Origin of the sequence: Pseudosulfitobacter sp. DSM 107133 (genome assembly GCF_022788695.1) — a bacterium.
Lineage (GTDB): Bacteria > Pseudomonadota > Alphaproteobacteria > Rhodobacterales > Rhodobacteraceae > Pseudosulfitobacter.
Map to the genome: position 1 here is coordinate 2,942,865 of NZ_CP085154.1, position 19,839 is coordinate 2,962,703.

18 protein-coding genes and 2 pseudogenes are annotated in these 19,839 nt (G+C 62.3%); 7 read left to right on the plus strand and 13 right to left on the minus strand.

Going from position 1 to position 19,839, the window contains the following annotated elements; all coding sequences use genetic code 11:
• Positions 1-96 precede the first annotated feature (96 nt).
• The gene (locus DSM107133_RS14555) at positions 97-1,365 is read left to right on the plus strand and encodes a serine hydrolase domain-containing protein (RefSeq protein ID WP_114291909.1); all 1,269 of its coding nucleotides are present in this window, start codon (positions 97-99) and stop codon (positions 1,363-1,365) included.
• A 108-nt stretch (positions 1,366-1,473) separates the two neighbouring features.
• Here the strand turns inward: DSM107133_RS14555 and DSM107133_RS14560 are convergent, their stop codons facing one another.
• Entirely contained in the window at positions 1,474-2,061 is a 588-nt protein-coding gene (locus DSM107133_RS14560) for a riboflavin synthase (RefSeq protein ID WP_114291913.1), read from the minus strand.
• A gap of 154 nt (positions 2,062-2,215) precedes the next feature.
• Here DSM107133_RS14560 and DSM107133_RS14565 point away from each other — a divergent pair, with 154 nt between their 5' ends.
• The 6 genes and pseudogenes from DSM107133_RS14565 (at position 2,216) to DSM107133_RS14590 (ending at position 7,847) form a co-directional block, all read left to right on the plus strand.
• Positions 2,216-3,508: a capsular biosynthesis protein gene (locus tag DSM107133_RS14565; protein ID WP_114291910.1), complete on the plus strand. Its 1,293-nt coding sequence runs from the start codon at positions 2,216-2,218 to the stop codon at positions 3,506-3,508.
• Positions 3,509-3,624: 116 nt separating this feature from the next.
• Positions 3,625-3,933, plus strand: a pseudogene (locus DSM107133_RS14570) (polysaccharide export protein); the annotation flags it as partial.
• 283 nt (positions 3,934-4,216) lie between these two features.
• Positions 4,217-4,414, plus strand: a complete 198-nt coding sequence (locus DSM107133_RS14575) for a hypothetical protein (RefSeq protein ID WP_114294110.1) — start codon at positions 4,217-4,219, stop codon at positions 4,412-4,414.
• Positions 4,411-4,986, plus strand: a complete 576-nt coding sequence (locus DSM107133_RS14580; RefSeq protein WP_162792061.1) for an IS630 family transposase — start codon at positions 4,411-4,413, stop codon at positions 4,984-4,986. Before DSM107133_RS14575 ends, DSM107133_RS14580 begins: the two co-directional genes overlap by 4 nt.
• Positions 4,987-5,000: 14 nt before the next feature.
• Positions 5,001-5,813: pseudogene (locus DSM107133_RS14585) on the plus strand (polysaccharide biosynthesis/export family protein); the annotation flags it as partial.
• Positions 5,814-5,837: 24 nt separating this feature from the next.
• Positions 5,838-7,847, plus strand: coding sequence for a capsular polysaccharide biosynthesis protein (locus DSM107133_RS14590; RefSeq protein WP_114292292.1), 2,010 nt, complete (start codon positions 5,838-5,840; stop codon positions 7,845-7,847).
• 9 nt (positions 7,848-7,856) lie between these two features.
• Here DSM107133_RS14590 and ribD read toward each other — a convergent pair whose 3' ends face one another.
• From ribD to DSM107133_RS14650, 12 genes are all read right to left on the minus strand, one after another.
• Positions 7,857-8,933, minus strand: a complete 1,077-nt coding sequence (gene ribD / locus DSM107133_RS14595) for a bifunctional diaminohydroxyphosphoribosylaminopyrimidine deaminase/5-amino-6-(5-phosphoribosylamino)uracil reductase RibD (protein ID WP_114292294.1) — start codon at positions 8,931-8,933, stop codon at positions 7,857-7,859.
• A 23-nt stretch (positions 8,934-8,956) separates the two neighbouring features.
• Positions 8,957-9,424 (minus strand): transcriptional regulator NrdR, encoded by a 468-nt coding sequence (gene nrdR / locus DSM107133_RS14600; protein ID WP_028958686.1) that lies wholly within the window; start codon positions 9,422-9,424, stop codon positions 8,957-8,959.
• 118 nt (positions 9,425-9,542) lie between these two features.
• The gene (locus DSM107133_RS14605; protein ID WP_114292291.1) at positions 9,543-9,959 is read right to left on the minus strand and encodes a secondary thiamine-phosphate synthase enzyme YjbQ; all 417 of its coding nucleotides are present in this window, start codon (positions 9,957-9,959) and stop codon (positions 9,543-9,545) included.
• Positions 9,960-10,012: 53 nt separating this feature from the next.
• The gene (locus DSM107133_RS14610; RefSeq protein ID WP_114292290.1) at positions 10,013-10,420 is read right to left on the minus strand and encodes a hypothetical protein; all 408 of its coding nucleotides are present in this window, start codon (positions 10,418-10,420) and stop codon (positions 10,013-10,015) included.
• Positions 10,421-10,445: 25 nt separating this feature from the next.
• Positions 10,446-10,865 carry a hypothetical protein gene (locus DSM107133_RS14615; RefSeq protein WP_114292289.1) on the minus strand — a complete coding sequence of 140 codons (420 nt, stop codon included), beginning with the start codon at positions 10,863-10,865 and terminating at the stop codon, positions 10,446-10,448.
• A gap of 95 nt (positions 10,866-10,960) precedes the next feature.
• The gene (locus DSM107133_RS14620; protein ID WP_114292288.1) at positions 10,961-11,413 is read right to left on the minus strand and encodes a DCC1-like thiol-disulfide oxidoreductase family protein; all 453 of its coding nucleotides are present in this window, start codon (positions 11,411-11,413) and stop codon (positions 10,961-10,963) included.
• Between the two features lie 12 nt (positions 11,414-11,425).
• A complete protein-coding gene (gene rpoD, locus DSM107133_RS14625) occupies positions 11,426-13,411 on the minus strand; it encodes an RNA polymerase sigma factor RpoD (protein WP_114292287.1) in 1,986 nt (661 codons plus the stop codon).
• Between the two features lie 134 nt (positions 13,412-13,545).
• Entirely contained in the window at positions 13,546-15,531 is a 1,986-nt protein-coding gene (gene dnaG, locus DSM107133_RS14630; protein ID WP_114292286.1) for a DNA primase, read from the minus strand.
• A 132-nt stretch (positions 15,532-15,663) separates the two neighbouring features.
• Positions 15,664-15,972 (minus strand): hypothetical protein, encoded by a 309-nt coding sequence (locus tag DSM107133_RS14635; RefSeq protein ID WP_114292285.1) that lies wholly within the window; start codon positions 15,970-15,972, stop codon positions 15,664-15,666.
• Positions 15,973-16,012: 40 nt separating this feature from the next.
• Positions 16,013-16,561 (minus strand): sarcosine oxidase subunit gamma family protein, encoded by a 549-nt coding sequence (locus DSM107133_RS14640; RefSeq protein ID WP_114292284.1) that lies wholly within the window; start codon positions 16,559-16,561, stop codon positions 16,013-16,015.
• 4 nt (positions 16,562-16,565) lie between these two features.
• On the minus strand, positions 16,566-19,499 hold the full coding sequence (locus DSM107133_RS14645; RefSeq protein WP_114292283.1) for a sarcosine oxidase subunit alpha family protein: 2,934 nt from the start codon (positions 19,497-19,499) through the stop codon (positions 16,566-16,568).
• Complete coding sequence (locus DSM107133_RS14650; RefSeq protein ID WP_114292282.1) at positions 19,496-19,759, minus strand: sarcosine oxidase subunit delta; 264 nt, start codon at positions 19,757-19,759, stop codon at positions 19,496-19,498. The genes DSM107133_RS14645 and DSM107133_RS14650 overlap by 4 nt, the downstream gene beginning before the upstream one ends.
• Positions 19,760-19,839: the final 80 nt, after the last annotated feature.

The window sequence follows — 19,839 nt, forward strand, 5'->3', positions numbered from 1 at the left end:
ACAGTGTCGCAGGGTAATTTCCACCTGGCGTTGAATTCCCCCTAGCCTGGTCCTGCGACCCGCACAGGGCGCTGTATCTTTGGGAGGAGAGACCACATGAAAATTCTGCGAACCTGCCTCTACGCCGGAGCGCTGGCGCTGGCCACGGCCAGCACATCCATCGCCCAGGACCTGCCACGCGGCGATGCAACCAAGCTGGGCTTTGACCCCGCACGACTGGCCCGCATGGACGCCACCTTTGACGCATTGATCGACAAGGGGATGACGCCCGGCGCCGTTCTCATGCTGATCCGCGACGGCAAGATCGCGCATCTGTCCACCCTGGGCAAACGCACCCCCGATGGTGAACCGATGAGCGATGACACCATCTTTCGCATCTACTCGATGACCAAACCGATCACCACTGCCGCCGCGATGATGCTGGTGGAAGAGGGCCGCCTGCTGCTGGAAGCGCCCGTTGCCACCTATCTGCCCGCCTTCAAGGACATGACCGTGGTGACCGGAGAAACCGACGCCGACGGCAAACCCGTCACCCGTCCGGCCAAGGGCGTGATGACCATCCGCGACCTGATGCGCCACACGTCAGGGCTGACCTATGGCTTCTTCGGTGCGGGCCCCGCCCGCGAGGCCTATAATGCCGCCGATGTCTGGTCCTCCGAGAACACCGGCATCGAACAGGCCAACCTGCTGGCCAGCCTGCCGCTGGAGCATGACCCGGGCACCACATGGGAATATTCGCGTTCCACCGACGTGCTGGGTGCCGTGATCGAAACCATCTCGGGCCAAAGCCTCGAAGCGTTCATGACCGCGCGCATCTTTGACCCTCTGGGCATGACCGACACGGCGTTCTATGTGGACGACGAAGCGGATTACCCCCGCATCGCCGAAGCCTTCCCCGATCAGGCGCAAGTGGGCAGCAGCGACATATTCGATCCGCGTGTACGCAAACCCAACCAATCGGGGGGCGGTGGGCTGATGTCCACCGTGCACGATTATGCCAAGTTCGCGCAGATGATGCTGAACGGCGGCGAGTTGAACGGCACCCGCCTGCTCTCGCCCAAATCCGTGCAGCTGATGACCTCCAACCATCTCGAAGGCATCACACCCGGCAAATACTACCTGCCCGGCCCCGGCTACGGCTTTGGCCTCGGCTATGCCGTGCGACTGGAAGACGGCAACGCGCCCTCCTTTGGGACCAAGGGCGATTACAACTGGGGCGGCGCGGCTGGCACCGGTTATTACGCCGACCCCGCCGAAGACATGATCGCGCTGCTGATGATCCAGTCCCCCGCCAACCGCGGCCCGCTGCGCCTGATCTTCAAGAACCTTGCGTTCGCGACCATCGCCAACAGCCACGCCGATTAAACCGAAAAAGGCCCCGCACATCCACGCGGGGCCTTTCTTCATCTTGCCAGATAAACTCCGGGGGAGCGCCACAGGCGCGGGGGCAGCGCCCCCGAATTTATCCCGAACTCACCCCGCTTCGGCCAGCCGCGCCACATAGCGCGCCAACGTGTCGATCTCCAGATTGATCGCATCGCCCACCGCCACATCGCCCCAGGTCGTCATTTCCTTGGTGTGCGGAATGAAATTGATGCCGAACACATCGCCCTGCACCTCGTTCACCGTTAGTGATGTGCCGTTCAGCGCCACGGACCCCTTGGGCGCGATGAACCGCGACAGCGCCGCAGGCGCGCGCAGTTGCACGCGTGTGCTGTCGCCTTCGTCGGTCACCGAAATCACCTCGGCCACACCGTCCACATGGCCCGACACGATATGCCCGCCCAACTCGTCACCCACCCGCAACGCGCGCTCCAGATTGACCCGCTTGCCTTCACTCCATGCCCCAAGGTTGGTCTTGGACAGGGTCTCGGCACTGATATCCACATCATACCAGGTGGCACCCAGCGCCACGACGGTCAGACAGACACCATCCGACGCGATGGACGCGCCCATGTCGATGCCGTCCGTGTCATAGGCCGTCTCGATGCGCGCACGCAAATCGCCTGACTGCGTCAGCGACACGACTTTTCCGATATCGGTGATGATCCCTGTAAACATGGCAAGTGCCCCCTGAAACTGTTCCCTCCAGCTAAACATGCCTGCCCCCGCACGCAAGACCCAGACCCATTGCGCAATTGCCCGACGGCAGTCATATTTCAGCCGGATTTGGGTGGTCATTGAATGATAACCCGAACCGATTATCAGAGGACAGATGACCAGCCCCACCGATCCACAACGCGTATTCCTGTTCTTGCAGGGCCCGCACGGACCATTTTTCAACCGTCTTGGAAAAATGCTGCGCCGTGCGGATGTGTCGGTGTGCCGTGTCGGCTTTAACGCGGGCGACCGCGCGTTCTGGTTCCATCCGTCCAGCTATATCCCCTATCGCGGCACCGCCGAGGATTGGCCGCAAACCTTTGCCGACCTGTGCAGCGCGCGCAAGGTCACCGACATCGTGCTGTATGGCGACACCCGCCCGATCCACGCCAGCGCCGTGGCCGAGGCCAAGCGGCGCGGGATCACCGTCCATGTGTTCGAAGAAGGTTATATGCGGCCCTATTGGGTCACCTACGAACGCGGCGGCACCAACGGCCATTCACGTCTGATGGGAATGACCATTCCCCAGATGCAAAAGGCGCTGGCCATGTCCGACATGGAAGCCCCGCTGCCCCCCGCCCATTGGGGCGATATGCGCCAGCATGTGTTCTACGGGGCGCTTTATCATTGGTTCGTGATGTTCCGTAACGGCGACTACCGCAATTTCCGCCCGCACCGCAGCATCAGCGTGACCAAGGAATTCCAGCTGTATGTGCGTCGCCTGCTCTTGATGCCCGTCTTGGCCATCGACCGGCGTATCAGCACGATGCGGGTGCGCTATGGCGGATTTCCCTATCACCTGGCGCTGCTGCAACTGGAACATGACTCCAGCTTTCAGCAACATTCGCCCTTTGACACCATGTCCGACTTTCTTGAGGTGGTGATCGAGGGCTTTGCCAAGGGCGCACCGGGGCACCACCACCTTGTGTTCAAGGATCACCCGCTGGAAGACGGCCGCGTGCCCGTGCGCCGCGCCGTGCGCAAGCTGGCGCGCGACTATGGCGTTGCAGACCGCGTGCATTATGTGCGCGGCGGCAAGCTGGCCGGGCTGATGAACGAAGTGCGCAGCGCCGTGACCGTCAATTCCACCGCCGGCCAACAGGTGCTGTGGCGCGGCATCCCGCTCAAGGTGTTCGGCCGCGCGGTCTATAACCAGCCCGAATTCGTCTCGGACCAGCCACTGGCCGAGTTTTTCAAAGCCGCAAAGCGTCCCGACAACAAGGCCTACAAGGATTACCGGCGCTACCTGCTGGAAACCTCGCAATTGCCCGGCGGTTTTTATTCGGCACGCGGGCGGCGGCAATTGATGCGCCATGTGGTCGATATGATGCTGTCGCCCGAGGATCCCTATGACGCGCTGAAATCGGGCACCGCGGCTCCACGGCAACAGTTGCGGTTGGTCAACTGACCAACACTACCCCTAGCGGTAGATTTTCTGTTCGGATTCAGCTAGCTTGATCCCAAATACCCCGAAGCAATCGGGGATTTCGAGGCAGAACAAGAATAGGTCGAGGAGACCGCGCAGTGATTTACCATGGTTTCAAGTGGGCGCGCCCTGTCGCGCTGCTGGCAGCGTTGGCTGTTGTCAGCTCGTGTGGCTTGCCGCAAGTGGGTCCGAACAAACGGCAGATTTTCGCAGGCTCGGTTCAACGCGAAGGTGATTCCTTTATCGTTTCGGTCAATGACCGCGTCACCCGCGCCACTTCGGTTGTCCCTGCGCTTGGCTTTTCCGATAGCTTCAAGAACGCCGCACAACTGGGATCGGACACGATCCAGCCGGGCGACGTGCTGGGCCTGACCATCTGGGAAAACGTCGATGACGGCCTGCTCGCCGGTGAAGGCATTAAAGCGTTTCTAACAAAACCTGAATCGCTGGGGATTCCCAAACTGGCCTGATTGTGATTCATCCTGTTTGGGAGGATGAACAATGTCAGCACCTTTGCCATCAGCGCTACGTGCGCGGTTTCAGAGATATATTGAGGAAGGGTTAAGCGGGCGAGCGGCGGCAGCACGCTTGAAGCTGTCGCCAGCAACGGGCGCCCGGTGGCGGCATCAGATCCAAACGACGGGCCGGGCTGATCCTGCCGTACAGGGTCGTCCAAAAGGGTCAGGAAAATTGGCACCCCATGTTGGTTTTTTCGAAGAGTTGATTGCTCAAGACCCTGATATCACACTGTTTGAGCTGCGTGATGCGCTTGCTGATGCAACCGGACTGCAGGTCCAGCACTCTGCTATCGGGCATCTGCTAAAGCGTCTCGGGTTCACGCACAAAAAAAGTCACTGGTCGCTACCGAACGTCACCGTGCCAAGGTGAGGCGACGACGTGAGGACTGGTTCACACACCGTTTGCCAGCCATTGCGCGGATGCCGGAACGCGTTGTCTTTCTTGATGAAACAGCGGTCAAAACGAACCTCGCCCGGCTGCGCGGCTGGGCCCCGCGTGGCGAACGCCTGACGATGGATGCGCCCTTCGGCAGTTGGGGAACCCAAACCCTGATTGCGGGGCTAACACAAGAGTCTCTGATCGCACCTTGGGTGATCAAAGGCGCGATGGATGGTCCTGCCTTCGCGGCCTATGTGCAAAAGGTCCTGATCCCTGAGATCGCGCCAGGCACAGCCGTGGTTCTCGACAACCTCGCGACGCATCACAACAAAGAAGCCGCTGCGGCGCTCAAGGCTCATGGATGCTGGTTCCTCTATCTGCCGCCATATTCGCCAGACCTGAACCCGATTGAGTTGGCTTTCTCCAAATTGAAGGCTCACCTCAGACGCATCAGTGCGCGATCATTCACCTCGGTGTTCGAAGCCCTTGGCGAAATCTGCGCAATGTACTCCCCGCAGGAGTGTACAAACTACTTTCAGGCTGCCGGATATGCCTCAGGTTAAATTAGAAATGCTTTAATGCCACCCAGCTGGAAGAGGTTCAGGTCGACGGCGCCGGATTTATCTTTGTGCCCTATGCGGGGCGCATCCGTGCCGCAGGCAACAGCCCCGAAGCGATCCGCCGCATCATCACCGCCAAGCTCGAAGAACAAACCCCCGACCCGCAGGTGCAGGTGCGCCGCATGGCTGGTGACGGCTCGACCGTGTCGCTGATCGGCGCGGTTGGCGGTCAGGGCGTGTTTGCCATCGAACGTCCCACCCGCACGCTGGGCGCCATGCTGGCCCGCGCGGGCGGCGTGACCATCGAACCCGATGTTGCCCAGGTCACCGTGATCCGCGGCTCACATCGCGGCAAGATCTGGCTGCAAGACCTGTATGACCACCCCGAACTGGACATCGCCCTGCGCGGCGGCGACCGGATTCTGGTCGAGGAAGACACCCGCGCCTTTACCGCTTTGGGTGCAACCGGCGGTCAGGCCCGTGTGCCCTTCGAAAGCCAGAACATGAGCGCGCTGGAAGCCATCGCACAAGTCGGCGGCCTGAACCCCGCAACAGCCGATCCCACCGGTATTTTCGTGATGCGCAACGAAGACGCTGCGATTGCCAATTCGGTGCTGGGCCGGGGCGATCTGCAAGGGGCACAACGGATGGTCTATGTTCTGGACCTGACACAGCCCAACGGCATGTTCGAAGCGCGTGATTTCCTGATCCGCGACGGCGACACGCTTTATGTCACCGAAGCACCCTATACCCAGTTCACCAAAATCCTCTCGGCGCTGACAGGGCCCGCGGCCTCGGCCGACTCGCTGGCGCGCCTTGCCGGGAACTGACACTTGAACCCTGCTCCGCAGGACATGCACGCCGCCGGACCTGAAAAGGCCCGGCGGCTTTTTGTTTACAACGGCGGCTTTCTGACCCAGCGCAGGCTGCGCCGGATTCTGGCGCTGGCGGGCTATCGCATCGCGCTGGGCGTTCCCCGCGACGGCGATCTGGTCGGCGTCTGGGGCAACAGCCCCACCGCCCATCGCGGCGAAGCGATGGCTGCGAAACATGGTGTACCCCTTGTGCGGATCGAGGACGCCTGGTTGCGCTCGTTGCATCCGGGGCGGGCGTCGACGCGGGCGACCGACCCTCCCCTTGGCCTGCTGGTCGACCATTCGGGCGCGCATTTCGACCCTGCACAGCCGTCGGATCTGGAAAAGATCCTGCGTGATGATCCGCTGGACGATACTGCCCTGCTGAACCGCGCACGCGGCTGCATCGCCCGCCTGCAAGAGGCGCATCTGACCAAATACACCGCCTTTGACGCCACCCGCGCGGCCCTGCCGCCGGGCTATGTAGTGGTGATCGACCAGACCTTTGGCGATGCTTCGGTGCGCGCCAGCGGGGCCGACCGCAACCGATTTCTTGAAATGCTGTTCGTCGCCCAGGAGGAACATCCCGGCGCACCTATCATTATCAAAACGCATCCCGAAACCGCCCAAGGCTTTCGACAGGGCTATTTCACCGCCGCCGACTGCAATGACCGTATCACCCTGCTCGATGACGCCATCAGCCCCTGGACCCTGTTCGAGGGGGCCATAGGCGTCTACACCGTGTCCTCGCAACTGGGTTTCGAGGCGATTTACGCAGGCCACAAACCGCGTGTCTTCGGCCAGCCGTTCTATGCGGGCTGGGGGCTGACCACCGACGAATTCCCCGTCCAGCGCCGCCAGCGCAACCTGACCCGCGCGCAGCTGTTTGCGGGGGCGATGCTGCTGTATCCGAAATGGTACGATCCCTACCGCGACGCGCTGTGCAGCGCGGAAACCGCCATTGAAACGCTGGCCGCGCAGACCCGCGCATGGCGGGCCGATCATCGCGGCTGGGTCGCCAGCGGTATGCGGCTTTGGAAACGCAAACCCTTGCAGCAGGTCTTTGGCCGTCACAAGCGCATGATCTTTCAGGATGATCCCGCCCGCGCCCGCGAAACGGGACGCCCGTGGATGGTCTGGGCGGGCAAAGCCACCGGCGACCATTCCGACGCCGTGCGTATCGAAGATGGTTTCCTGCGCTCGCGCGGGTTGGGGGCGGAACTGGTGCCGCCCCTGTCACTGGTGACGGACGATCTGGGCATTTACTACGACCCCTCACAGTCCAGCCGCCTGGAGCAGTTGATTGCCGAACGCGCCAGCCTGCGCCCCGATCAACGCGCCCGCGCCGAGGCGTTGATGCGCACGCTGAGCAGAGCAGCTTTGAGCAAATACAACCTTGGTGGCGCAGCGCCCGATCTGCCCGAAGGCCCCCGCGTGCTTGTGGTCGGACAGGTCGAGGACGACGCGTCAATTCGTACAGGAGCGGGCGAAATATGTACAAACCGCGCCTTGCTGGAAGCCGCCCGCGCGGCACATCCCGACGCCACGCTGATCTACAAACCCCACCCCGACGTCGAAGCAGGCCTGCGCGCCGGTGCCTTTGACGCCAGCGAGATTGCCGATGTGATCGCCACGCGCAGCGACATCGCGGCCCTTCTGGGACAGGTCGACCGGCTGTGGACCATGACATCGCTGACCGGCTTCGAGGCGTTGATACGGGGCGTTCCCGTCACCACCACCGGCGCGCCGTTCTATGCGGGTTGGGGTCTGACTGACGATCACGGCGACGTGCCCCCGCGCCGCCGCGCGCTGCCCGATCTGGCAGGGCTGGTTCATGCCACGCTGATCGACTATCCGCGCTATTTCGATCCGAAAACCGGCCTGCCCTGTCCCGTCGAAGTGGTCACCGAACGGCTGGCGACAGGCGACGTGCCGCACCCGGGTGCGTTGAACCGACTGGTGGCGAAATTGCAGGGTGTCTTTGCCTCATACGCGCATTTGTGGCGCTAAATCAGCCTATTAGCCTTCGGCACGTTCCCAGACATGCATCACATCCGCCCCCACAGCGCGGGTCTCGACCAGATCAAAGCGCGCGGCTTCTGACAAAGCCCCAAGCCCCAGCGCCCCGACACTGGGCAGCCCTTCTGCGCCAATGGTCAGGCCAGCGGTAAAGCCCACCAGACGGTCCACCAGATCATTGGCCAGCAATGACGCGGCCAGGGCACTGCCACCTTCGCAATAGACACGGTTCAACCCGTGCGCGCCCAGTTGCGCCAGCACGTCATTGGTATCAAGCTGGCTGCCGACAATCTGACAGGGCAACAAGACCGCGCCCAGATCGGCCCATGTCTTTTGCAGCCCCTTATCGACATCCTTGCCATGACACAGGATCACCGGAACCTCTTGCGCCGTGCGCGCCAGATTGCCCAGCAAGGGCAAATCAAGCCTGCGCGAAATGACCACGCGCGCCGGTTGGTGCGCCGCGCCCATATCCCGCACGTTCAGCGAAGGATCATCATGACGCGCCGTGCCGCCGCCCACCATCACCGCGTCGTGGCGCAAGCGCATCGCATGGCCCGCGCGGCGCGCTTCTGGCCCCGTGATCCACTGGCTTTCGCCCGTGCCGGTGGCAATGCGCCCGTCAAAGCTGCTGGCCAGTTTCAGCGTGACCTCGGGCCGCCCCGTGACCACACGGCGGAAAAATCCGGCCATGTCGGCAAAGGCCTTGTTGGCCATCAGCCCCTCTTCCACCGCAATCCCCGCATCGCGCAACATCGCCAGTCCGCGCCCGTCCACACGGCCGTCGGCATCCGCCACCGCCACCACCACACGGGCAACGCCCGCATCAATCAGCGCCTGCGCACAGGGAGGCGTCTGGCCGTGGTGGGCACAGGGTTCCAGGGTCACATAAACGGTCGCCCCGCGCGCAGCGTCACCGGCCTGGGCCAGCGCCACGGCTTCGGCATGGGGCCGCCCGCCCGGCTGGGTCCAGCCGCGCCCGACGATGCGCCCATCCGACACGATCACGCAGCCCACAGCCGGATTGGGAGCGGTGTTGCCCTGCCCCCGTCGTCCAAGCGACAGGGCCAGCGCCATGTACCGGCTGTCAGATGTCGCGCTCACTCATCCATCGGCTGATCGGGACGCAGTTCCTGTACGAACTTGTCAAAATCATCAGCCGCCTGAAAGTTCTTGTAAACGCTGGCAAAACGCACATAGGCCACGGTGTCGATGCGCGCCAATGCCTCCATCACGATCTCGCCGATGCTTTTCGACGGAATGTCGGTTTCGCCCAGCGATTCCAGACGCCGCACGATGCCCGAAATCATCTGGTCGATCCGCTCGGGTTCGATGGGTCGTTTCTGCATCGAAATGCGGATGGACCGTTCCAGCTTGTCACGGTCGAAATCCTCGCGTTTGCCGCTGGATTTGATGACCACAAGGTCACGCAATTGCACCCGTTCGTAGGTTGTGAACCTGCCACCGCAGGCCGGACAAAAACGACGGCGCCGGATCGAAACGTGATCCTCTGCCGGTCGGCTGTCTTTCACCTGAGTGTCGATATTTCCGCAAAATGGGCAGCGCATTGCCTGTCCCCTTATTCTGTCCCGCCTGTGTTGTGGGGTTTGACCCGCACTTATCCACAGTTATAGGGCGTCGCCTAGGTTTTGGGTAGGGGGGAAATTTCACCGCTAGATAAGCCGCCTAATCCGCGCGAAAATGTGCTGCTACCTTGCGCAGGTGGGGGCGGCTGCGGTGTTCAAACAGATAGATGCCTTGCCATGTCCCCAGCACCATGCGCCCCGCCGCCACCGGGACCGACAGCGACACGGGCAGCATTGCCGCCTTGATATGGGCGGGCATGTCGTCGGGGCCTTCGTATGTATGGGTCAGATAGGCCATCGACGGATCGGTTGTGGGCGGCACCAGCCGCGCAAAGTAATTGTGCAGATCGGTCTGCACTTCGGGGTCGGCGTTTTCCTGTATCAGCAAGGACGCCGAGGTGTGCTGCACCAGAAGCGTCAGCAAACCATCCCCCTGCCCGCGCACCCATCGCGCCACCGTATCGGTAAACTCGGTCAGACCGGGGCCCTGTGTATCAATCTGGAACGTGGTTTGCATGAGCCGAAGGTGGCGCAGCCCCCGTCAGGCTGCAAGCGCTTATATCGAGCGGATCACAGCCCGCCCGGCAACCGCGCATCGGTGCAGAAGGTGCGCGCGTGGCCCACCGACAGGTTCGACCCGGCGTGATAGGCCGACAGGCCGACGACGAACACCTGGCGTGGTACGGCCCCTTGCGCCGTCAGGCCAAAGGTCACCGCCTTGCGCCCTGCCACGGACTGACTGTCGCCGCGCGCTGCAACCACATACAAGCGGCCTTCGTCGGGTTCTAGCAGCACCTTGCGGGCGTAATCCGCCGCAGCGCACCAAAGCGCGCGCGCGCCAGCGCCCCGTCCCTCGATCACTTCAAAACTGCCATCCGCCAAGGGCGCAACACGCAAATCGTTGGGGGCACGAAAGCTTTGCGCCAGCGTTGGCGTTGCCAGACTGATGGCCAGTATCGGTACGATGGCTCGAAACATGCAAGCGCCTTTGAGTGTCTTGATCTCAGGGCAGAACGTCACCCGGTTCGATAATATGATCTTTGCAGAACTGGACCGCATGAAACAGCAACAGATTTGCACCCGGCACGCTTGTGGTCACAGAATGGCCCGGCGCGGGGGCATTGCCCGGATCGCGGGTGGAAAAGGCCACGCCTTTGGCCCCCGCAACGGATTGAGCAGGTCCGCGCGGTGTCACGATATACAGACGCCCGCGCTGGTCGCCCAACTGGTCAATCGCGTAGGTCGCCGCCGCACACCAGATGTCACGCGGCCCTGCGCCATTTTTTTCAATGACCTCGAACGTCGAAGCCGACAAAGGGTTCACCGGCAATTTCGGTTCAAAAAGCGCATCTGTAAATTGCGCAGCGGCAGGAAAAGCGGTCAGGGCCAGCCCCAGACCGGCTGCAATGGGAAAACGAACCATAAACTTACTCCTGTGTCTGATTCCCAATATAGGCCGCGTGGCAAGCGATCCCAATCACATGCGCGTCACCTGTTTGCGAAAACAAGTCGCAACACTCAGGTCTTGTCGATGAACCGCGCCCGAACATCCGGTGTGGGAAGCACACAGGACTCATAACGGCCGAACAGACGATACCGGTTGCGGGCTATGGCGCGGTACAGCGGGTGGCGGATCGGCGCGGGGATGAACCGCACCACCGACAGCGCGCGCCACGGCCAACCCAGCGCCGACATAGCCGCGGCAAAGGAATCCAGATTTTCGTGGATCCGTCCGTTCACGATCACCAGATTGGTCTGAAATTCGGTCGGGTTCAGGTCCAGCGCGCGGTACAGCGCCTGCCCCAGTGGCGACTGCGCCGTGGCAAAGCTGAACCGTTCGGCGTGGTCATGACGCAGCACAAAACGGAAGAACCCCGAGCACAGCACACATTCGCCGTCAAAAACAATCAGGTCGCGGCCCCGAAGGAGCGCGACCTGTGTTTCTGGCAGTACCTCAACCGGACGGGACATGGTCCCCCGTCCTTACTGGTCCAGGAACGACCGCAGCTTGCGCGACCGGCTGGGGTGTTTCAGCTTGCGCAGGGCCTTGGCCTCGATCTGGCGGATCCGCTCGCGGGTCACGCTGAACTGCTGGCCGACTTCTTCAAGCGTGTGGTCGGTGTTCATGCCGATGCCAAAGCGCATCCGCAGAACCCGTTCCTCGCGCGGGGTGAGCGAGGCCAGCACGCGGGTGGTGGTTTCCTTGAGGTTTTCCTGAATGGCGCTGTCGAGCGGCAGCACGGCATTCTTGTCCTCGATGAAATCACCGAGCTGGCTGTCTTCCTCGTCGCCGATGGGCGTTTCAAGGGAGATCGGCTCCTTGGCGATTTTCATCACCTTGCGGACCTTTTCCAGCGGCATTTGCAGCTTTTCGGCCAGCTCTTCCGGCGTCGGCTCGCGGCCGATTTCATGCAGCATCTGACGACCGGTGCGGACCAGTTTGTTGATCGTCTCGATCATATGCACCGGAATACGGATGGTGCGTGCCTGATCGGCGATCGAGCGGGTGATCGCCTGACGGATCCACCAGGTCGCATAGGTCGAGAATTTATAGCCGCGACGATATTCGAATTTATCCACCGCCTTCATCAGGCCGATGTTGCCTTCCTGAATGAGATCAAGGAATTGCAGGCCACGGTTGGTGTATTTCTTGGCAATCGAGATCACCAGACGCAGGTTGGCCTCGACCATTTCCTTCTTGGCCTGACGGGCTTCTTTCTCGCCCTTTTGAACCTGCTGCACGATGCGGCGGAATTCAGAGATATCCAGACCGACATACTGGCCGACCTGCGCCATATCGTTGCGCAGTTCGTCAACCTTGTCCGCCGAGCGTTCGATGAACATCTGCCAGCCACGACCGGACTTTTCGCCCATCCGCTCCATCCAGTTGGGATCAAGCTCGTGACCGCGATAGGCGTCGACGAATTCCTTGCGGTTGATGCGCGCCTGATCCGCCAGCTTCACGATGGCGCTGTCGATCTGCATGATGCGGCGGTTGATGCCGTACAACTGGTCAATCAGCGCTTCGATACGGTTGTTGTGCAGGTGCAGATCGTTCACCAGCAGCACGATTTCCGAGCGCAGCTTTTGATAGGTGCTCTCGTCAACGGCGCTAAAGCTGGAATCTTCGTTCAACGTTGCCGAAATCCGGCTGTCCTGCATTTCTGACAATTTGACGTAATCGTCGGCGATGATGTCCAGCGCTTCCAGAACCTGCGGTTTCAGCGCCGCTTCCATCGCGGCCAGCGACATGTTGGCCTGTTCGTCTTCGTCATCGTCATCGTCGGAAGCAATCGGGTTGCCGTCGGCATCCAGCTCTGTCTTGCCACCTTCACTGGATTTCGACGTTTCCGATGTCGCCCCGGACACAACGGCTTCAGTCGAATCCTCGTCGCCCAACTGATCCCCGAACGTCGCCTCAAGGTCGATCACATCGCGCAGCAGAATGTCTTCGCTCAGAAGTTCGTCGCGCCAGATCGTGATCGCCTGAAAGGTCAGCGGGCTTTCACACAGGCCCGCGATCATGGTGTTGCGACCGGCCTCGATACGTTTGGCGATGGCAATCTCGCCCTCGCGGCTCAGCAGTTCGACGCTGCCCATCTCGCGCAGGTACATGCGCACCGGATCGTCAGTGCGGTCCAGTTTTTCCGAGGTGCCCGAGCCCAGCGTGATTTCACGCGTGCCTTCGGTGGTGGCCAACTCGGTAGAACCCTTGCCCTCTTCGTCCTCGGCTTCCTCGTCCTCGATGATGTTGATGCCCATTTCGGACAGCATCGACATCACGTCTTCGATTTGTTCGGAACTGACCTGATCGGGGGGCAGAACGGTGTTCAGCTGGTCATAGGTGATATAGCCCTTTTCACGGGCTTCGGCGATCATCTTCTTGACGGCCGCCTGACTCATATCAAGCGAGTGACCGGTATCGGAATCGTCGGTCTTGGCGTCTTCGTTTGTGTCTTTCGCGGCCATCGGTTGCTCCTGTTCAAGCACTCCTGTCGCGAATCACCCCAAGGTGATTCGGCTAACAGGGAATCATTCACGATTCGGGTGATTCGGCCACCCGTGTAACGTTATTTTCCCAAGGTTTCCCAACGAAAACCTCATTAGTGTTGTTTTCTGCCCCGCTTCGAGAAGTCGATAGCGTCGAACATCGCGCGGCTGCGGGTCACTTCGTCTTTTTCCATCTTCACGCCGTTGTCGGCGGTTACAAAGTCGCCGCTGCCCTCTTTCTGGGTGCTGCGGTTGGCGCTGTCTGCGGCTTCTGCGGCCTGGCTTAGCCGCCAGGTCACACCTTCGTCTGCCACGCCGGTCAGGTCTTCGGCCGCATCGGCGATTTCTGCGTCCAGTCCACGTGCCGCTGAAAGTTTCGCAAGCTCTTCGGCCACGGTGATCCGGGCCATGTCGGCGTTGCCGGGGGTGCGGATGCAGGGGACGATAGCGACATGGCTTGCATTCAGCAGGTTTTCAAGGGCTTCGGGCCCGCGTGCGCTGGAAATCTTTTCACGCAACACCTCTGCACCCTCATGTGCATGGCGCAGGATCAGGTCGCGCAGGGCGGCGTTTTCGGGGTTGATGCAGCGCAGTCTTTCCAGTGGCGTTTCAAAGCTTTCCACCACTTCGGGGCAGGTGATCAGCGCCGCCAGAATCACCGATTCGCGCAACATATGCGGAACCTTGTCACCCGCAGCAGCCGCCAGCGCCGAGGATTTGGTGGATTGCAACGGCACCGGCGCAGGTTGCCATTTGCCAAAGCCGCCGCCACTGCGCTGCCCGCCCGAACGTGCCCCACCCGTCGCCGCGCGTTGCGGGCGGAACAACTGAAAGCGCAGTTCCTTGATCTCCTGCCCGTAGTGATTGCGGATCGACGGATCGGCGATGGTCTTGATCTTTTCCCGCAGCGCCTTGTCCAGCGCTGCCTTGCGTTCGGGGCTGTCAAAAACCCGGCCTTCGGTCTCGCGTTGCCAAAGCAGACGCACCATCGGCATCGCCCCGTCCAGCAGCTTTTGCAGCGCAGGCGCGCCCGAGGATTTCAGCAAATCGTCGGGGTCCTGCCCTTCGGGCATCATCGCAAAGCGCAGGGATTGCCCCGCCTCGACCAGCGGCAATGCCAGATCAATCAGCCGCATCGCCGCGCGCAGGCCCGCAGTGTCACCATCCAGCGCGATGATGGGTTCGGGTGCCACACGCCACAACATTTGCAGCTGGTTTTCGGTGATCGCGGTGCCCAGCGGGGCCACAGCCGCCTCGAACCCCGCCTCGGACAGGGCGATCACGTCCATATACCCTTCGGCCACGATCAGCGGCATACCCTTGCCCGCAGCCGTGCGGGCCGGGCCGTGATTGTACAGGCTGCGGCCCTTGTCGAACAGTTCGGTTTCGGGCGAATTCAAATACTTGGCGTTGTCATTCGGGTCCATCGCGCGCCCGCCAAAGGCGGTGCAGCGTCCGCGTGCGTCGCGGATCGGAAACATGATGCGGCCCCGGAAGGTGTCATAGGGCTTGCCGCCCTTCTGGCTGGGCTTGGCCAGACCCGCGCCGATGATCAGCTCATCACTGATATTCTTCGACTTCAGGTGATCCCACAGCCCCTGCCACACATCGGGGGCAAAGCCGATTTCCCAACGATCCAGCGCTTGCTGGCTGAGGCCACGCCGTTCGAGATAAGCGCGCGCCTCGGACGCGACGCCGGTTTTCAGTTGCAGCCGGTAGTATTGCACCGCCTGCTCCATGACCTCGGCCAGTTGCGTGCGGGTGTCGGCCTTTTGCTGGGCTTGCGGGTCGCGCTGGGGCATCGGCATGCCTGCCTCGCCTGCCAGAATGCGCACCGCTTCGATGAAATCGACATTCTCGGTCTCGCGCACGAACGAAATCGCGTCGCCTTTGGCGTGGCAGCCAAAGCAATAGTAGAATCCCTTGCGGTCATCGACGTGAAAACTGGCGGATTTTTCCTGATGGAACGGGCATGGCGCCCACAGGTCGCCCTTGGCCTGATTGGATTTCCGGCTGTCCCACATGACCTTTCGGCCCACAACCTGTGCAAGGCTGAGGCGGGTGCGCAGTTCATCAAGGAATCCGGGGGGCAGGCTCATGCCCTATTATATCGTATCGCGCGCGCTCAGAGTCCAGATGCGGCGCGATACGCTTTTGTTTCTATCGCCCGGCCCCGTTGCGGCTGCGGGAGCCTCCGGCGGGGATATTTGCGGCCAAAAGAAACGGGTGGGTTATTGTTGCAGGCAAAGCTCCGACCATGCGGCCCCAAGGTCCTTGGACTTCAGGTCTTTGCGTTTTTGCTCGTAAACCCAGGGAGTGATGATCGGGATGGCGGCGTTATAGCCTTCGGGCCAGGTGGGATCGTTGGCAAGAAGGGTTTCGGACACCTTGCGTTCCTTGACCCCATCAACACGCGCAGCCTGCACAGCCGAGACGATGGCGGCCTGATAGGCGCAGCTTTGTTCTTTGGTGTCTGCTGCAAAGGCAGCAGTGGACAGGCCGGCAACGGCCAGAGTGGCAATCATTATGGAACGGGTCATGGCGGGCCTCTTGGGGTCTGCGTTATATGTTTGGTGCTATCTAATGCCGTACGGCAAGGCTTTCCATCGCCGTGACAAGATCGTGAACCAGTGTTGCCGCCATGCTGCGAAATACAAGGATCAGAAAGCTGTCGTTGCCTGTGCGGGTGATCGACGCGGTCATGTGGCCCAGTTGGGTGCGCACGGTGTGGCCCTGTTTGAAGGTGGCGGGCGACAGATCGACCGGCACCAGCCGCGCCAGCACCGCGCGCGCGTCATCGCCTGACAGGGTCACGCAGGCCCATGCGTCCGACTGGTCGCTTAGCGCGGCGTGATCGGCCAGCGTGGCGTCAGGCGCGGGGCCTGCCAGCAGGGCAAGTTCGCGGCCAAACCAGATCGCGCGCGCGCCGTCCTTGCCAGTAGTGCGGTTGGGCGCAGGAAAGGCCATGCCATGGGCGGCCTTGAGCGCCTCAGAGATCGCATTGCCCTTGTACGGCGCGACCGAGGTCAGCAGGCCAAGGTCGGTTTCCGTCAACGTGCAGGTGCCCACGGTCCGGGGCAGCAGCCCCGCGCAGGGCGATGTTGCGGTCAGGGTCAGTGCATCAGCCATATCATCAACCGCGTGCGCGGCCTCCTTCCGGGTCCAGGAACACAGGGGCGCAAACCTCGACAACCGTGTCGATGCCGCGCAGGGCGTCCACAAATCGCAAGCGGTCGCCGTGCCGCTCTGCCCCGTCGCGGACAAAACCAAGGCCGATGTAATGGCCAAAGTCGGGCGAGAAGGCGACCGAGGTCACATAGCCCTGATCGTTTTCAGGCACCGCATCAGACCCTTCGGAATACAAATGCGCCCCTGCGGTCAGTTTCTTGATGGCCCCCGCGGGTTTGAGCCCCACCAGCTGGGCACGGTCCTCGTCCACCAGACCCGCGCGCGCGGCCATCGTCTTGCCGATACAGTCCTTTTTGGTCGAGATCATCCGCTCCATGCCGATGTCAAAGGCAGTAACCCGACCGTCGATCTCGGAATGGGTGATAAAGCCCTTTTCGATGCGCAGCACGTTCAGTGCCTCCATGCCGTAGGCCCCGCCCTCCAGCGCCTCGGCCCGTTTGACCAGCACCCGGAACAGCGCATCGCCATAGCGCGCGGGCACCGCCAGTTCATAGGCATGTTCGCCCGAGAACGAGATGCGGAACAGCCGCGCGTCGATCCCTGCCACACGCACCGGACCGCAGGCCATGAAAGGCCAGCTGTCATTGTCAATCGCCGTCTCAACCAGCCCGTTTACCAGATCGCGCGCTTTTGGGCCTGCGAGGGCAAACTGTGCCCATTGCTCGGTGACAGACATGATCCGCACATCCCACTCGGGATGCAGCGCCTGCGTGATAAACTCCAGATGGCGCATCACTGGCCCCGCGGCGGCGGTTGTGGTGGTCATGACAAAATGCCTCTCACCCAGCCGTGCGGTGGTGCCGTCGTCCATCACGAACCCGTCTTCGCGCAGCATCAGACCATAGCGCACCCGCCCGACATTGAGCGTGGAAAACATGTTGGTATAGGCGAAATCCAGCAGCCTGGCGGCATCCGGCCCCTGAATGTCGATCTTGCCCAGCGTGGACACGTCGCAAACGCCCACGGCGTTGCGCACATAGCCGACCTCGCGGTCACAGGATTGTCGCCAGTTGCTTTCGCCCCTGCGCGGGAAATAGCTGGGGCGATACCAAAGCCCCGCCTCGATCATCGGCGCGCCCATGGCGATGCTGGCAGCATGCGAAGTGGTCAGACGTTCGGGCGCAAACCCCTTGCCCCGCGCGCCCGCGCCAAGGGCGGCCAGGGTGACCGGCGTATAGGGCGGGCGGAAGGTTGTGGTGCCGGTCTCGGGAATGCCGCGCCCCGTCGCGTCGGCCAGCACCGCCAGCGCGCCCACATTCGAGTTCTTGCCCTGATCGGTCGCCATCCCTTGCGTGGTATAGCGTTTCATATGTTCGACCGAGCGGAAGTTTTCGGTGGCGGCCTGCTTCACATCCTTGACCGTCACGTCGTTCTGGAAGTCCAGCCAGGCGCGCCCCTTGCCCGCCACGGCCCACAGCGGGGAAATCGCATAAGCGGCATCATCGGCCACCGGCACCGCGACATCCGCCACCGACCGGCCCAAGTCGCGCAGCACCGCCCGAGCAGCCTCGGCGCCAGAGGTCAGGCAGCCTTGGGTCGAAAACACGCCCAGTGCCGCCCCTGCAACGGTCATGCCCGGAATCGCCCCCGCCATCGGCACAAAGCTGGCAAGGCTGTCGTCCCATACGGGCCGTCCGTTCATATGGCAGGTCAGATGCACCGAGGGGTTCCAACCACCGGACATGGCCAGACAGTCGGTCGCCAGCTTGTCCTGTCCCGAGGTGGTCCGGTAGGTGATCGCATCCAGCCCCGTGCGGCCCGTGCTGTTGCACACCTGCGCACCACGGATCAGGCGATAATCGCCCTGCGTCTGCGCATCCGGGCGGCTGTCGAGCACGGCGGTCACATGAACGCCCGCGTCAATCAGGTCCAGCGCGGTGCGGTGGGCCGCGTCGTTGTTGGCAAAGACGGTGACCGCCCTGCCCGGAGCAACGCCCCAACGGTTCAGATAGGCGCGCACGGCCCCCGCCGTCATGATACCGGGGCGGTCGTTGTTCTGGAACGCGATGGGCCGCTCCAGCGCGCCCGCGGCCAGAATGCTGCGCTGTGCGACAATCCGCCAGAAGGTCTCGCGCGGCAGCCGCCCGTCGGGGCGCGCGATGTGGTGCGACACCCGTTCCAGCGCGCCATAAGTGCCCTGATCATAGGCCCCGGTAACCGTGGTGCGTGTCATCAGGCGCACGTTGTCCATGCCTGCCAGTTCGGCCAGCACTTCGGCGGCCCAATCGGCCCCCGCCAGCCCGTCGACCGCATCTGTCTCGGCCAGCAACCGCCCGCCCATCTGCGCGTCTTCGTCGGCCAGTATCACATCGGCCCCCGACCGCGCCGCAACCAGCGCCGCCATCAGACCCGCAGGGCCCGCGCCGATCACCAGCAGATCGCAGAAGGCAAAGGCTTTCTCGTAGCGGTCCTGATCCGCTTGTCCGCTCAGCGCACCAAGGCCAGCGGCGCGCCGGATCGCCGGTTCGTACACCTTCTCCCAAAAGGCGCGCGGCCACATGAATGTCTTGTAATAGAACCCTGCCGACAGAAACGGCGCGGCCAGATCGTTGACCGCCAGCAGATCAAGATTCAGCGAAGGGAACGCATTCTGCGACCGCGCTTCCAATCCTTCGTACAGCTCTTGCGTGGTGGCCCGCACGTTGGGTTCGCGCGCTGCCCCCGTGCCCACCGTCATCAGCGCATTGGGTTCCTCGCTGCCCGCCGTCAGCACGCCGCGCGGGCGGTGGTATTTGAAAGAACGGCCCATCAGCCGCACATCGTTTGCCAACAACGCCGAGGCAATCGTGTCGCCGTCAAAGCCCTGATAGTCGATCCCGTCAAAGCGGAAATTCACCGTGGTGCTGCGGTCGACGCGCCCCTTGCCTGCAACCCTCATTGCGCCACCTCTGACGCCAGCCGCGCGCCTGATACCGCATGGGTCACCGTGTTGCGCGTCACCACCAGCCACGCGCCACAGCCTGCGTCATGGCTCCACAGCTCGTCCAGATCGCCGGGCAGGTTCTCGCGCAGGTGCACATAATCGTCCCACGCAGTCGCATCCGCATCCGGCGCAGGCCGGTGCAGCGCCAGCGCGGCCCCTTGATAATAAAACTCGCGGCGGTCCCGTTCTCCGCAAATCGGACAAGGCAAGCGCATGGTCTGTTCCCCTTGATGCGGCAGGCCCGCATCTTCTCGTGTTCAAAAAATCCCTGGCCCAGGCTCCCGTCCAAAGCCCC

Coding starts and splice junctions, on each gene's coding strand:
- DSM107133_RS14555 (WP_114291909.1), top strand. CDS start 97: ATGAAAATTCTGCGAACCTGCCTCTACGCCGGAGCGCTGGCGCTGGCC.
- DSM107133_RS14560 (WP_114291913.1), bottom strand. CDS start 2,061: ATGTTTACAGGGATCATCACCGATATCGGAAAAGTCGTGTCGCTGACG.
- DSM107133_RS14565 (WP_114291910.1), top strand. CDS start 2,216: ATGACCAGCCCCACCGATCCACAACGCGTATTCCTGTTCTTGCAGGGC.
- DSM107133_RS14590 (WP_114292292.1), top strand. CDS start 5,838: ATGCACGCCGCCGGACCTGAAAAGGCCCGGCGGCTTTTTGTTTACAAC.
- ribD (WP_114292294.1), bottom strand. CDS start 8,933: ATGGCGCTGGCCCTGTCGCTTGGACGACGGGGGCAGGGCAACACCGCT.
- nrdR (WP_028958686.1), bottom strand. CDS start 9,424: ATGCGCTGCCCATTTTGCGGAAATATCGACACTCAGGTGAAAGACAGC.
- DSM107133_RS14605 (WP_114292291.1), bottom strand. CDS start 9,959: ATGCAAACCACGTTCCAGATTGATACACAGGGCCCCGGTCTGACCGAG.
- DSM107133_RS14610 (WP_114292290.1), bottom strand. CDS start 10,420: ATGTTTCGAGCCATCGTACCGATACTGGCCATCAGTCTGGCAACGCCA.
- DSM107133_RS14615 (WP_114292289.1), bottom strand. CDS start 10,865: ATGGTTCGTTTTCCCATTGCAGCCGGTCTGGGGCTGGCCCTGACCGCT.
- DSM107133_RS14620 (WP_114292288.1), bottom strand. CDS start 11,413: ATGTCCCGTCCGGTTGAGGTACTGCCAGAAACACAGGTCGCGCTCCTT.
- rpoD (WP_114292287.1), bottom strand. CDS start 13,411: ATGGCCGCGAAAGACACAAACGAAGACGCCAAGACCGACGATTCCGAT.
- dnaG (WP_114292286.1), bottom strand. CDS start 15,531: ATGAGCCTGCCCCCCGGATTCCTTGATGAACTGCGCACCCGCCTCAGC.
- DSM107133_RS14635 (WP_114292285.1), bottom strand. CDS start 15,972: ATGACCCGTTCCATAATGATTGCCACTCTGGCCGTTGCCGGCCTGTCC.
- DSM107133_RS14640 (WP_114292284.1), bottom strand. CDS start 16,561: ATGGCTGATGCACTGACCCTGACCGCAACATCGCCCTGCGCGGGGCTG.
- DSM107133_RS14645 (WP_114292283.1), bottom strand. CDS start 19,499: ATGAGGGTTGCAGGCAAGGGGCGCGTCGACCGCAGCACCACGGTGAAT.
- DSM107133_RS14650 (WP_114292282.1), bottom strand. CDS start 19,759: ATGCGCTTGCCTTGTCCGATTTGCGGAGAACGGGACCGCCGCGAGTTT.